This window comes from Microcoleus sp. B9-D4 (assembly GCF_036705105.1).
In the GTDB taxonomy this organism is placed as follows: Bacteria; Cyanobacteriota; Cyanobacteriia; order Cyanobacteriales; family Microcoleaceae; genus Microcoleus.
In genome coordinates, this window is the sequence record NZ_JAUBTS010000048.1 from 1 (window position 1) to 13725 (window position 13725).

The 13725-nt window shown below is 45.0% G+C and carries 9 protein-coding genes and 1 pseudogene; 3 read left to right on the forward strand and 7 right to left on the reverse strand.

The window, feature by feature from the left end; translation table 11 throughout:
* The 5 genes and pseudogenes from QUB24_RS23760 to iscB form a co-directional block, all read right to left on the reverse strand.
* Positions 1-1094 (reverse strand): hypothetical protein (locus QUB24_RS23760; RefSeq protein WP_333155955.1); only part of this gene is annotated, 1094 nt, incomplete at its 3' end.
* 35 nt (positions 1095-1129) lie between these two features.
* A pseudogene (locus QUB24_RS23765) lies at positions 1130-2399 on the reverse strand (RNA-guided endonuclease InsQ/TnpB family protein).
* Positions 2400-2482: 83 nt separating this feature from the next.
* Positions 2483-2812 carry a hypothetical protein gene (locus tag QUB24_RS23770; protein WP_333155956.1) on the reverse strand — a complete coding sequence of 110 codons (330 nt, stop codon included), beginning with the start codon at positions 2810-2812 and terminating at the stop codon, positions 2483-2485.
* 347 nt (positions 2813-3159) lie between these two features.
* On the reverse strand, positions 3160-3417 hold the full coding sequence (locus QUB24_RS23775) for a hypothetical protein (RefSeq protein WP_333155958.1): 258 nt from the start codon (positions 3415-3417) through the stop codon (positions 3160-3162).
* A 7-nt stretch (positions 3418-3424) separates the two neighbouring features.
* The gene (gene iscB, locus QUB24_RS23780; protein WP_333155959.1) at positions 3425-4711 is read right to left on the reverse strand and encodes an RNA-guided endonuclease IscB; all 1287 of its coding nucleotides are present in this window, start codon (positions 4709-4711) and stop codon (positions 3425-3427) included.
* Between the two features lie 493 nt (positions 4712-5204).
* On the opposite strand from iscB, the gene QUB24_RS23785 reads away from it, so the two are divergent.
* The 3 genes from QUB24_RS23785 (at position 5205) to QUB24_RS23795 (ending at position 8819) form a co-directional block, all read left to right on the forward strand.
* On the forward strand, positions 5205-6731 hold the full coding sequence (locus QUB24_RS23785; protein WP_445300433.1) for a site-2 protease family protein: 1527 nt from the start codon (positions 5205-5207) through the stop codon (positions 6729-6731).
* Between the two features lie 240 nt (positions 6732-6971).
* Positions 6972-7922: a hypothetical protein gene (locus QUB24_RS23790; protein WP_333155961.1), complete on the forward strand. Its 951-nt coding sequence runs from the start codon at positions 6972-6974 to the stop codon at positions 7920-7922.
* Positions 7923-8150: 228 nt separating this feature from the next.
* The gene (locus QUB24_RS23795; RefSeq protein ID WP_333155962.1) at positions 8151-8819 is read left to right on the forward strand and encodes a hypothetical protein; all 669 of its coding nucleotides are present in this window, start codon (positions 8151-8153) and stop codon (positions 8817-8819) included.
* Positions 8820-9145: 326 nt separating this feature from the next.
* On the opposite strand, the gene QUB24_RS23800 is transcribed toward QUB24_RS23795, so the two are convergent.
* On the reverse strand, positions 9146-12154 hold the full coding sequence (locus tag QUB24_RS23800) for a UPF0182 family protein (protein ID WP_333155963.1): 3009 nt from the start codon (positions 12152-12154) through the stop codon (positions 9146-9148).
* Positions 12155-12377: 223 nt separating this feature from the next.
* On the reverse strand, positions 12378-13670 hold the full coding sequence (locus QUB24_RS23805) for a glutamyl-tRNA reductase (RefSeq protein ID WP_333155964.1): 1293 nt from the start codon (positions 13668-13670) through the stop codon (positions 12378-12380).
* Positions 13671-13725: the final 55 nt, after the last annotated feature.

Here is a 13725-nt window from a genome sequence, read left to right on the forward strand (position 1 = left end):
ACTTCGTGGGGTGTAATGCCGTAAATAGCGGCTAGCAGTTTGACATTTTTCCCGTCACTTCCCAACTGTTTAAGCACTCCAATTGCACTACCCAATGGAATAGCTTCTGTTGTGGACTGAGTTAGTAAATCAATCGTTGTCTGAGTATTGGCTCGTTTTTTATAAGTACCTTCATTCATCTGTGTTGAATGCCCCAAACTCTTAGCTCTTGTCTCCTGAGACATCCCCGCCATTTGACCGTTGAGATTCGCTAAGTGACGTAAAGCGTGGGTTTGGGTAAAGCCTTTGTCCCATCTTCTTAAGATAGTTTGTGCGCGGTCACTGTATAGCCCACTAATCGTCTTTGGATTGTTTGACGATGTTCTAACATCAGGCAAGTTGCCTGACTTGATTTCTAAACATTCCATCAAGTCAGGATGAGTAGGAGGGAGCATGGGTATACACAATCTGTAGCCCGTCTTAGTTGTAGTATCTAGTAACGTCTTCTCGCCTACTACGGCAATCATTTGTTTGTTTATCGGTTCATTCAAGGCAGGAATAATAACACCATCTTTCGTCTTAAATGGTTTGTCAATATTCTGAATTGCAAAAACCTCATGAACTCGAAAGCCATACACCAACTGCATTGAGAATACCCACATCCACCGCCTACGTGATTCCAAATGGTATCGTTTGTTGTTGGGAACAGCTAAAACCAATTCGCGAAGCTTTAAAAACTCATCAACCGATAAAGTTTGAAGGTCTTCACGAAATTCTGTTTGTGTACCGTCAATCTCTTTGAGCCTGCCCAATAAGTCTGTACTGTCAATAGTCTCAGCAAGCTTTTTCATGGCACACAAGCAATTTTTAAAGCACTTGGTTCCTGGTTTTTTACCGTTAACTACGGACAGGACATCTGTTAGGTTTACGACCGTATCTTGTGGCAACAGCTTATAGTAGTCACCGTAAACGGCAATCCAAGTACGTTGCTGACTAATACTGCTCCTGTCACGTTGTTGACGGCGTTTAGTGCGTCCATCCCAGTATTCTTTCTCTACTTTTGTTATCGCCTGACCAAACGTTATCAAATCATTTTTGATGACGTTTTTATCCAAAATAACATCATCATAGCTGGTAAAACTATAGTCATTTATTGCAATGACATGGGAGGCGTCAGCCCCTCCCCTTTCCGTTTTACTTTGAGCGGATTAACCCGCCTCGGCTGAACTACGCAGCTCCCTATCAAGAAAGCTGAACGCATTTGGGATTGCTTTTCTGAGGATATTGTACGCTGCATTCACATCGGAATTAATTAGCTGACCAACCGATGTTTTGTACAAACCCCGCTTAATCCGCTTACCAGTAAACACAGGCTCTTTTTCGGTTTTTCCATAAACAGGAATGGGGTCTAAACCTAAAAAACTGGAGCGGGATGTGTAGGATTCTTCCTGCACAATTACATTGATTCCAGCCAACCGAGCTTTGTACTCCAACATTTCAATTAATCGAGAGTGAGGAATACTAACAAAGTTTTGATTGGTTTGCTTCCCTAGATCAATTTCTGTTTTCCACTGCGCGTTCTTGCCAATTACTAGCGTCCCAATCTGCTTGGTGAGCAAAAGGTTAATAATTAGACGGCTAGCATGATGTAAGTAATTGTCAACTTTCTGATTGCGACAGCGAGTTAAGCGCTGAATGCGAGGCGAAGTTTTTCGACTTCCTTTTAATTGAGATTGTAATTGTGAAGAGCGTTTGTTATAAAACTGATTGATAGATTTCAGTGGTCGCCCGTTAATCAGGAGCGGGGTAAAACCCGGCTGATTTGAAGTTAACGCCACCAAGTTATCTAGTCCTAAATCAATGCTAGCCACAAAATTATCGTCGCTGGCGGTGGACTCTTGTTCATTGTAAATGACCTCAATTACATACGAATCGCATTTGGGAACCAACCTAACTTGGCAAATATGATCGGGATTTACTTTGGTTTTGATTAAAATTTCCGTACCCGAAAGCTTGATGATTCCTTTCTTCAACTGCGTGCTGCTAATTGCTTGAATCGTGTACACGAGAATGTTTCGCCCTTTGACCTTATCTTTGTACAACGGCAGTTTTGGGCGACCAGTAAATTTAGAGGGATCAGTTTTGTAGGCTTTAACCGCTTCAAAAAATGATTTCCAATTCTTGTCCAATATCATCAAGATTTGCTGACTGACTTTGGCAGGCAAAGCCTTGTATGCTTGATGAGACTTCATTAAACGATTCATTTCGTTGTAATTGATGTAACTCCATCCATAAACAAAACTCTGACGAATGGCGTAGTTAGCAGCATTGTAGAGATTCTTGGATTTAAAAGCTAATTCATCAATCTGGGCGAAACGGTGTTCTGTAGATTTAATGATATGCCTCTCTGCTAGTTGCATTCAGGGCCTCCATCTTTTAACGAGAGCAACATTTCCTTGTGAGACTTTCTTGACTATATGATACTACTATTGTTTATTGATGCTTACAAACTTAATGAAGTTTTATGATACCAGGCTAAAAACCGACTCTCGCTAGAGAAGGACTGTAAACCGCTAGCAACTAGATGAGCTTTCCTCAGAGCATCAGTGATACCTTGCATGGTCAGGTAGCACCCACAAGTTTTGTTGACCCGCTTGTCACCTAACTTGAATTGCAACGTTATGTAACCACCGCTCGCTTTCCTGTCTCTTTTTAGCCCTACGCCCTTGGGGCATTCTTTCTGTGCTTGTTGGAAGTAGTCTAGAATCCGCTCGTAGCCAATAAGGTAGTCTGCGGTGGTACTTGCCGTCACTGGATTTGATTTTTCGCTCATCTTTCGCTCCCTACTCTAATAGCGCTGAGTTTGACTGATGCACTAAGCCTACAGCACGTCGCTCAGTGTTCGCTCAAATCAAAAACAGGACTTTCAGAGTGGGTGCAAAAAATGCCTATAACGACGGAAATTCGTAATTCAAGAGCGAGGCTTTGATTCAAGTCCTGCCGTACCCGTTAACAAAACCTAATAGCATCAATGCTTTGAGCCGTTCTTTACCGAAAAGGAGAGAGCGGCTCAAACCTTATTTGTTTCGCATTTGTTTCGCATTTTGTTTCGCACAACAAATGCGAAACACTGCCTATCTGGGTCAGGTGGTATCCCGGCATCCTTGCAGTAGACACGGGTTAACTCTCCGAACCCAATATTTCCAAGAACATCTCCACGTCTGCCAAGTCCGCCCTGGATTTTTTGCGCCGCGCTTTCAACTGGTTGAGTAAGTCGGCTGGCTCTGGAAATTCTGCGAGGGTCGGAGCCGAGTTTTTATTTTCGGCGTCGGGCATCCGAAACAAATCCTTAAAAAGCCCCATCTGCCAAACGGGGCGAATCTTCCCGCTTCTGGCCGATCGACACTGGTACTCTAACTGTTTTCTTGGACATTTCACGACAATCTCATGCAAACGAGTAGTTATATCCATCGCTGCGATGAACAGGCTTAAGTTGATTCCGAGAAACGCTAATCACGCTATCGTTTACCCGAATATCAAAATTACCTTTGAACCTAGTGGTTTTAATTCTTTTGCATTTAACCCCTTGATGTTTTCCACCAATTACCGAAACAATGTCTCCAGTATTCCAGCCTGCGACCTTTTTCTTTGGTTTATACCCCGAACGCGGAAACCCATATTTGTCAGTCTGCACGACTTGACGACTTCCCCAGCCCATCGCCTTAATTAGCAACGGTTGATTGATAGTTAAAGTCAAACCTTGACTTACATCTCCACAACAAGCAGCATCGATCCAATGAGCCTTTGGGAACTTCAAATTAGTCCGATTGAACTTCGTCAAAGAACCGCGTCCTACATAAATAGGTTCAATCGCTGTAGCCTTCAGAGCTTGGAACAAAGCGGACTTGGTTGCGTTAACTGCTGCTGCGTCCTTCAATGGTGCTTTAGCTTGACTCATTATTTTCTTAAGAACTTCGGGCTTTTTCTTAAGAAAATCCTTAATATCTTGAGTCCCCTTTTTGAGGTTGCATCTTTCACAAGCTAAGCAAAGATTAGAAACACGATTAGTGCCACCTTTGGCGCGTGGATTGATATGCTCAACTTGCAGCGGTAGATTTTCACTACCACAGTAAGCACACTCCCGATTCCACTTTTCGAGTAGGTACTGTCTAACCTCGTAACCTTGTAATTCCCCTTGTTGATATTCAACGCCGGAAATCTCTGGATTTTGCATTTTTTGAGTGTCAAAGTTTACCAACTCGAAAGCAATTGATTGGATAGGTGCTAGTTTACGAAGGCGAGAAACCCACGTCATAGTCGTTAAGACTCGGTGCTGCAAGCTGGGAGGCAACCAGCCTTTCGGACGAGTGCGATTTAAGAATCTCGCTTTTCGATAACGAGTTTTGCGGTTGTGGCGGCTGCGCCGGACGCCCCGACGGGTTTCAAGTCGAGACTTGATAGCTTGACCCCGATGAGTGAGTTCAGCGCCCCAAATGACTTGGATTCCCTGAACCAAAGCTATGCCAGTAGTCTTGCTACCAGGGTCGATGCGGATTTCAATTGGTTCTGGTAGATCGTTGACCGATTTTCCCAGAATAATTGTAAACGGGTACAGTTTAAAAACCTTTGCTTTGCCTGCATTCAATAGCTTTCTAGCTATCACTGGCAGGCACGGAGTTAGAGGTTTTTTGTCAGCGTCAAGTACGAATACTTGATTGGGGGTTTTAGACATGGTTGCGTCTATTCCTAATTAGTAAAGGTTGCCTCGGCATAGTTATTAGGCGGTACTTTCTCCACAGCACTGGCTTTACAAATCCTTGCCTGTTTAACTGCGGAGTTATAGTGCTTGAGGCTGGCACGTACTCCAAGGTATGAACTTTAACGCTCCCTAATAACGAAAGCCTGGACTTACTTAGCTATTTCGGGATTTCTCCAGAAATGTCTAGGATTTTAGTAAGTCTTCTGAGTATAGGTTTGACACAGCCGATGTGATATCATAAAAAGTCTATTGTGTCAATAGCCTAGATCCTGCGATGTTCAAACAGCACCAGCAGCAGGTTGTGGGCCGAGTAGCCCTCAGAGGTTATCCTTAGTAATCAGGCTAGTTTCCGATAGGTTTGGATATGTTCCCAACAACTCTATTTAATGTTCCCCAAAATTTAATGCTATTACTCGACCGCAGCGCGATCGACCGATTAAAGCCCCTACTGGCGCAAGCAACCGGAATGCCTATAGTTGCATCGGAAAATACGGCAACAATTGCGCTCGTATTGGTTGCTCTGGGAATTCTGGGTTGGGGATTTTATCGCGCCAGACCTTTTGGCAAACTGGGAATTTTGGCTTGGTTGCAGTCTGTTGCGCTGATGAGTCCCTGGCTGCTGTTCTTTGGTTTGTTCGCCGCCGGAATTTACCTCAATCTAGTGGCGGTATTGTTGCTGCTAGTGGCATCCACGGGATTGTACATTTATCTGGGCCGGCAATTGCGTAAGGCTGCATCTGATACAGTGCTGCCACGCCCGGATGCTGCTGAGGTAAAGTCCCAAAGCGATGGTTTCTCGGCCCCTGAGTCGCAGCGACCACCAGGCCCAGAAACCATTAAGATCGTCACCTCGTCGCCTGCGAATAATGAATTACAAATTATTCCCGTTCCAGTGGAAGACCTCAAGGCAATTAAAGGCATCTTTGGAATTGATACTTTCTTTGCCACAGAAACGATTCCTTATCAAGATGGGGTAATTCTCAAAGGCAATCTCCGGGGAGACCCAGAACAAGTACACTCACGTTTGACGGCAAGTTTGGAAGAAAAATTAAACGATCGCTACCGTCTATTTTTAGTAGAAAATCAGGACGACAAGCCCGTAGTTATTATCTTGCCCAGCACCAACGACCCGCAGCCAACAACGGTGTCTCAAAAAATCCTAGCAGTCGTGCTGCTGCTGGCAACAATTGCTACTAGCTTAGAGACAGGCGGTTTGCTGCTAGGTTTCGATTTCTTTAACTCGCCGGCTAGATATCTAGAAGTTCTGCCAATTTCCGCCGGAATTTGGGCGGTTTTAGGCTCTGGGGAAATTGCTCGCAGAGTGCTGGCAAATCGGTACAAGGTTGGCTTGAGTTGGCCATTTTTTATACCAACTTTGCAGATAGGTTGTTTTGGAGCGATCGACCGTTTTGAGTCGCTGCTGCCCAACCGTAAAGTTTTGTTTGACATCGCTTTTGCCGGTTCAGCGGCTGGGGGAATAGTTTCTGTGCTAATGCTGGTAACGGGTTTGCTGCTGTCTCACCCCGGCAGTTTGTTTCAAATTCCCGCAGAATTTTTCAAGGGCTCGGTTTTGGTGGGAACTTTGGCAAAAGTGGTTTTGGGTTCGGCTTTGCAGCAGCAGATTGTTGACGTTCACCCGCTGGTAGTTATCGGTTGGTTGGGCTTGGTAATAACGGCGATTAATTTGATGCCGGCGGGACAGTTGGATGGGGGTAGAATCGTGCAAGCCATCTACGGTCGGAAAATAGCCAGCCGCACTACTTTGGCGACTTTTGTGGTGCTGGCCATCGTTTCTTTAGTTAATCCTTTGGCTCTGTATTGGGCGATCGTGATTCTGATTTTACAGCGGAATTTGGAGCGGCCGAGCCTCAACGAGCTGACTGAGCCTGACGACGCTCGCGCGGCTTTGGGTTTGCTAGCTTTGTTCTTGATGATTGCTGCCCTGTTGCCTTTGACTCCGGCTTTGGCTGGCCGTCTGGGAATCGGGAACTAGCAGTAGTCGGGCATCTTTGGTAATAGGCTCTTGGGTTGCGGTAAATTAGTGGAATCTAGGAATTAAGCGATCGAACTGGGAACTGAAGGGCGATCGGGTTCCTAACTACTAATTTCCAATTAAAACCCCCGCCCAGGGTAATTTATCTACTACCAAAAGTTGATTTTTTTATATCCCAAAATTTGTTTAAACTTGATCGATTAAGTTTAAATAACTTATCTAAGCCTATAGGATAAAGTCATGGCTAATCAACTTCCTCCTGTATTGGTAACTTTTGATGCAGATGTTTTAATGACAGGCAGAACCCAAGTGTGGCAAGAATATGCCAAGGTGGGAACTTGCTATATCCCGGAAGTAGTGTACGACGAAATAGATCGTCTGACAGGGCAAGCGGTGGAAAAAGCTCAAGAGCAAGTAGCTAGAGAGTTTATGCGATTTTTTGCCGACAGTGGTTGGATTGCAACTGACGCTCAGGAAACACACCGAGCTCTCGAACCTTCGATCAAAAATCAAAGCAAGCCAGCAATGCTGGTAGTGGCGACGGCTCAGTGCGTTTACGGTTTGGCTCAGGAACACCCGGACGCATTGGTTATTTTTGTGTCCAACAGCCAGCCTCTGCTGAAGCGGCTGGCTTCTGTAGGCGCTACGAATCTCTGCGGGATTACCGGGGCGATGCTGTTAAATTGGGCGAGGAAAGGGGAACGCCCGCCGGCGGCGACTCAGCAATTGCAAACTTTGATGCGTACCCTCGCCGAACGCAAATCGACTCAGCGCCCTAACAGCAGAATTCAGGATGCTGCTGTTGGCCAAACGGGGGCTTCTGCTAGCAAGTTAACGGGAACCCGCGGCGCTTCTGAGCTAAAGTCGCCCAGCAGTTTTACTAAAACTAATAAAACGGGTTTGACTCAGAAGCGCAGTGCGAGTTCGCGCCCCAAAACGCCGCCCCGCAATCGCGAGGAGTCGAGAGATTACGAGCCGGCTGTATATCGCATGAAACATATTACACCTCCGAAAAAAAGGGACAGCGGTTTTCTGTCTACTGTGTTCAATTTTTTGGGAGCGTTATTTTTCTTGACGGTAGCGGTAGGTATTTTGTGGCGAGTGTTCGATGTTAGGGGTTTTAGAAAGACTTTTGTGCCGGCTCTACCACAGCCTGTGCAACAATTTGTTAAGTCGATCGACCCTAAATAATCTGGTTTTCTGAAAATTCTACCTTCAGATCCGGCTGACTTCTGCCTTCGGAAACTGGGATAGCACGCTTGGTTAACAAATCGGTTCGCTCCCCTAAATATAGCGGTAAGCTGCTCGTGGCGCACCCTACGGTTAGAATTTCTGGCCTTAGTCCGCTGGGAATTGTCAACGGCTACTATCACAACAGAAGATGAACGCTCCACTTTAGTGTTCTAAAAATTCCTCGCCATGCTGAACGGGAACCAAATAATTAGTGGATTAGCACTGGCTGTTGCCGGTTTTGCGTATGCTTTAGTATTTTTTGTTCTTCTTCCCTTCAGACAATACGATTATGCAGCACCGCTTGGGGCAATAGCAATGGCGATCGCCCTTACTCTAGCAATGAATTGGCTACTATCTGCATCATTGCTAACTGGCTGGAGTTGGGTGGCTGCATTATTTGGTTTTCAGGTAGCCCTGATGCTTTTTGGTAGCGTGTTTCTGGAAGATGGGCTGTACCTGCCAAATTTGTTGTTTTTTGGAACTATGTGCGTAGGATATGCGAGCGTTGATACCAGTTTTTCACAACAAAAAATACTGGTAATTGTGGGTTTATGTACAGTATTTTTCCTAGCTTCAATGTACTTATCTTTGATTGGCGGCTATGTACTCAAAGGCAAAAATCCGTTTCAGGGTTCTTCTACCCAGATGCTGCCGCTGTTGAATCAAAGGGTAGAAATTTGCACCGACAATCCCAAACAATTTTTTTTGAATGGTAAAACTGGCGAGCTCACGCATATTGACCGTTATGAGGTGACTGTGAAACTAGATTCTGGAGGAGACGAGAGATTGATGTGGCCCTATGTCAATGTTTGGTGGCAGGATATCAAGGCTACTAGCGAACAGAAATCGCAGTAATTTATATCGTTTTCGCTGGGAGCGGAATAATAAAATAGAGTCAACACTTACAGCATATTCCATGTAGATGTGGTACACACAAGAAGAGCGATCGCCCGTGTAAGGTGCGGATACACCCGTCAATCTATAAGTTTTATCGACCAATATTTCGCAGATCCGCACCCTACAGATTAACACCACACAATATAGCTTTATAGTGTACTTCATGAACCTGGAACAGGCTGTAACACTCAACCATTCAGTTTTTAGACCCCTAGTAAACAGTCAACAGCCAGCAGTCAACAGTCAACAGTCAACAATCATGATGAGTGCAACCGAAATTGATATCATTGACTATTTAAAGCTGGTGCTGTTCCTTCTAGAGGTCGAATAATGGCCGGTTTATTAGTAGATTGTTGCTGAAAAAGTGCTTTGAGTGCCAAGTCAAGATTTTCTGCCATGACGATGCGGTTTTCGTAGGCAGCAATAACTCTGATTAAAGTTGGCAAACTATTGCGTTCGGCTTCTAAGTAAAGAGGTTCCACATACAGTAAAGATTGTTCTATGGGAATTACTAATAAGTTTCCTTGAATGGCTTTTGAACCCTGGCGATTCCAGAGAGAGATTTGTTCGGAAATAACTGGATCTTGGTTAATTAAAGCTTCTATTTGTTCGGGGCCGTAAACTAATCGCTGTTTGGGGAATAAATAAAGCAGCAATTTTCCGTACTCGCTACCATCCGATCGCCCTGCAATCCAAGCAATTAAATTGTTGCGACTTACTGGTGTAAATGGCAGCAGCAAAATAAATTCTTCGGCTTTTTCAGTGGGCAGCTTCATAATCAAATAATAGGGTGATACGGGCTGCTGTTCGCTGCCATAAATTTCATTGGGAACTCGCCACAAATCCTCCCGATTGTAAAATACTTGTGGGTCTTCCATATGATAAGTTAGCAAGCGTTCTGATTGAATGCTCAATAAATCTACTGGAGATCTGATATGTTTGCGGAGAGCCGGAGGCATTTTGTCAAGGGGTTTGAAGAGTCCGGGAAAGATTGCCATCCAACTGTTAATAATCGGATCGGAGGGATTGGCAACGTAGAAGTCAACAGACCCGTTGTAGGCATCAATCACTACTTTAACGGAGTTGCGGATGTAGTTAAACTCATGATTTCCGGGGTCAGAATACGGATAGCGATCGCTCGCTGTATAGGCATCGATAATCCAGTAAAGATAGTTGGGAGATTTATCAGTGGCCGAGGGTGAAGGTTTAATCTCGTTGCCATTTTCATCTTTTTCTTTTTCTATATCATCATTGCTAAGATTGGCGTTGGCTACTACTAAATACGGATCGGAATCGTAGCGCAAAAAAGGAGCGATCGCCCGGACTCTTTTGTTAATATTTCGGCGGTATAGCAATTTAGTTTCAGGCGTAAAATTGCGGGTAAGTGCCATTTGCCAATTTTTGAGATAATTAGCAAACAGCCAGCGCCGCCACATAGAACCGATCGCAATTCCGCCCCTACCGCTGTAAGTATTGTAAACATTGTCTTCGCCGCTGGGGTAGTCGAATTCTTTAACTTTTGTGGGCGCCATCGCTTCTGTATCGGTGATTTCGCCGTAGTAAATTCGCGGGTAGCCGATCGGAATACTAGCCCGAATTCGATCGCTAGTTACTCCCAAAGCAGTCTCTCCTGTCTGGGCTGCAACTCCAATATCTTTGACAAAATAATCGGGTAAACCGCCGACACCGACGGTATTTACCGGAGAAAGAGTAAAGCCATAACCGTGAGTGTAAACCAGGTGCTTGTTCACCCAAGTTTGAGCTTCTGGGGCAACTGCTGTGTAATCTAATTCCCGCGCTGCCAGAAACACTTGTTGGCTTTCAGAATCTCCCTTTTTTGCTTTTTCATTTTTGATTGTGTAGCGCTCGATATCGGCATCAGGAAAGGTATAATAGGGTCTAATTTGCTGTAACTGTCGGGTGGTTTGCAGCAGCGGCAGCTTGTCCCACAGCCGGATGTTGCTAATAGTAAGTTTATTTTTTTCTAAGTCGGCATAAGTAAGTTTTCCGGCGGGATCGAAAGTTTTTATTTCTATATTGTTGAGGTCAAAGGCTTCTTGAGTAAAGGCAATGCTGCGCTTGAGGTACGGCTTTTCTCGTGCTAGTTCGTTGGGTTTAACTAGGAGTTGCTGCACAAGTGTTGGCAGCAGCCAAGTTCCCAAAAAACTTAAAGTTAGCCACCCTAAAATAATCTTTTTTATGAGTTCATTTTTAATGTTGAATGGGTAAACCTGGCACAGCATCAAAAGTGCGATCGCCCCCGCCAAAATACTCAAAAATCCATAGCAGGGCAGCCGCACCGTCACGTCAGCATAATTCGCCCCGTAAGTAACGTCTCCCCGCGCATACAGCAATGCGTAGCGCCCCAGCCAGTAGCGGAATGCAACGGCTAGCATTAAAGCTGCACCCAACCCGTACAAGTGCCGCTGCTGCGATCGAGAAAACCCCAAAAATCTCCCTTGACTCAGGCTATTTCCTGACAGCAAATATGTTAAAGCACAAGATACTAAACTGTACAAAAATACAACTGTCAGCCACAAGCCTAGCAAATCTAAGATTGGCAAAATAAATACATAAAAGCTAATGTTTTGATTAAAAAGAGGGTCGGTTGTGTTAAAATTAGTAGGGTGAAAATATTGTAAAACATTTGTCCAGCGACTGGTGGCAATCAGCCCGATCGCCAAACTGAGAAAAAGGGAGATCGCCCGCAGCCAAAAATCAGGCTTAATTACCACAGCTAACATTGTCCCCAGCAGCAAGCCCAACTGCCACCAGTGAGAAAATAGCTGTCGCGCTATTTGCTGGATTGACTCAATTCCCAACTGCACGGGCGGTGGAGGTAAATTGTCAGCTATACCGAAATAGGTGAGGCTATTTGCAGCTAACACCCCGTAGTGAATTACTATAAAAGTTGCGATCGAACTCAATCCGAATACTGCCAACAGCAGCCAAGAAAAGCTAATTTGGGATTTAGCAAGAGGTAATTCGTAATTTTTCCCAGTTTTGTTCGCCCTCAGTGAAGCGAATAGCGCCCCCGCAACCGGCGATTTCATTTCCTCTGCGGGATGTTGCAGGCAGCGGGCTAAAGCCAAATTTCCTAGCAAAAAGACAGAAGAAACAGCAATTGCGATCGTCCCCAGCAACCCTTGAGTTGTAAGCTTTAATAGAAAAACCTGAAGATATCCAACTTCCTGAAACCAGAGAATTTCTGCCGCCATCCGGGAGGCAAACTCAACAACCAGCCATAGCGCCGCAATCAGTAGGATTATTTGATAAATTCGCCTATTAGTCATTAGTTATTAGTCATTAGTTGTTAGTCATTAGTTATTGGTTGAATGATAACTGATATCAGGTTCCAGCAAATTACCCTCCCGAATGATGCTTTTGCCGCCAGGGTTGGAGGCATTTTTATTCATGGTAATTGACCGGGCATAATCTGACTCCTGCTTTCTGGTCAACGGCTAACTGCTTTCCTGTCAACTGACTAATGACTAATGACCAATGACTAATGACAAACTAGCTGTACTGCTGATTGACATCAACATCCAAATTAAACAGTGTTTGCAAAGTTTGCATCGCTTGCCGCCGCGCCTCAATATCCTGCTGAGCGCGTAACTGTACCATCGGATCGTGCAAAATCTTATTCACAATCCCCCTTGTTAAAGATTCAATCACGTCTTGATGTTTCTCCGAAAATTCCGAACCCAGACGTGATAAAGCTTTTTCTAACTCTTGTTCCCGAATCAATTCTATCTTATCCCGCAAACAGCTAATAGTAGGAACCGTTTCCAGACTGCGCCACCAGAGATCAAAAGCCTCTACTTCCTGTTCCAGCAAGCCCTGAGCTTCCATTGCCATTTTGCGGCGGCTTTCGTGATTTTGAGCTACCACTGCTTTCAAGTCGTCCACATTAAACGATCGCACATTAGCGAGTTCATTCGCATCCGAGTCAATGTTGCGCGGTACAGAAATATCCACCAACATCAAAGGGCGATTCGGGTCTAAAACAGCTTCCAATTTAGCTTTATTTAACAGTGGCTCGGTAGCTGCGGTACTGGTAAAAACCAAGTCAGAACTGGAAATTACCTGCATCATTTCCGATAGCTGATACAGGTGCAGTTCAGCATCTTTAAACTGGCCTGCCAACTCCAGCGCGCCCCGCACAGAGCGGTTAACGATCGAAATATGGCTAGCTCCTTTTGAGAGCAAATGCTGTACCAAAAGCCGCGACATTTTGCCAGCACCGATAATCGCAATTTTGCTGCTTGCTAAATGCTGACCCTTCATTTGAGCCAATTCTGCCGCCGCCGAACTGATAGAAACTGCACCGGTACCGATGCTAGTTTCCGTGCGAACTCGCTTCCCTGCTGTGAGAGCTTGCTTGAACAAGCGCTCTAAAATTCTGCCTACACCTTTGTACTGCTGGGCGAGTTTGTGAGTTTGTTTCACCTGAGCCAAAATTTGTCCTTCTCCGAGAACCAAACTGTCGAGGCCAGAAGCCACTCGCATCAAGTGCATCACCGCATCTTCGTGCAGCAAAATAAACAGGTGAGGGCGCAAAGACTGCACATAAACTTTACTGCATTCTGAAAGGAACTGAATAACCTCTCGCACACCAGGCTCCGACTCGCTGGTAACAATATAAATCTCTAAGCGGTTGCAAGTGCTGAGGATGGCAACCTCTTGAATGTGCGGGTAGCCGCGCAATTGGGCGATCGCCGCTTCAACTTTCTGTTCTGGAATGCTCAGTTTTTCGCGAACTTCTACCGGCGCTGTTTTGTGGCTGAGACCTATGACTGCAATATTCATATCTGTGATTTGTCACTATTTCTTTCTTAGTTGTTAACAGTCACCTGTTATTAGT

Excerpts from the sequence above, each read along its gene's own strand:
- QUB24_RS23770 (WP_333155956.1), bottom strand. The coding sequence starts at position 2,812 with ATGAGCGAAAAATCAAATCCAGTGACGGCAAGTACCACCGCAGACTAC.
- iscB (WP_333155959.1), bottom strand. The coding sequence starts at position 4,711 with ATGTCTAAAACCCCCAATCAAGTATTCGTACTTGACGCTGACAAAAAA.
- QUB24_RS23785 (WP_445300433.1), top strand. The coding sequence starts at position 5,205 with ATGCCTATAGTTGCATCGGAAAATACGGCAACAATTGCGCTCGTATTG.
- QUB24_RS23790 (WP_333155961.1), top strand. The coding sequence starts at position 6,972 with ATGGCTAATCAACTTCCTCCTGTATTGGTAACTTTTGATGCAGATGTT.
- QUB24_RS23795 (WP_333155962.1), top strand. The coding sequence starts at position 8,151 with ATGCTGAACGGGAACCAAATAATTAGTGGATTAGCACTGGCTGTTGCC.
- QUB24_RS23800 (WP_333155963.1), bottom strand. The coding sequence starts at position 12,154 with ATGACTAATAGGCGAATTTATCAAATAATCCTACTGATTGCGGCGCTA.
- QUB24_RS23805 (WP_333155964.1), bottom strand. The coding sequence starts at position 13,670 with ATGAATATTGCAGTCATAGGTCTCAGCCACAAAACAGCGCCGGTAGAA.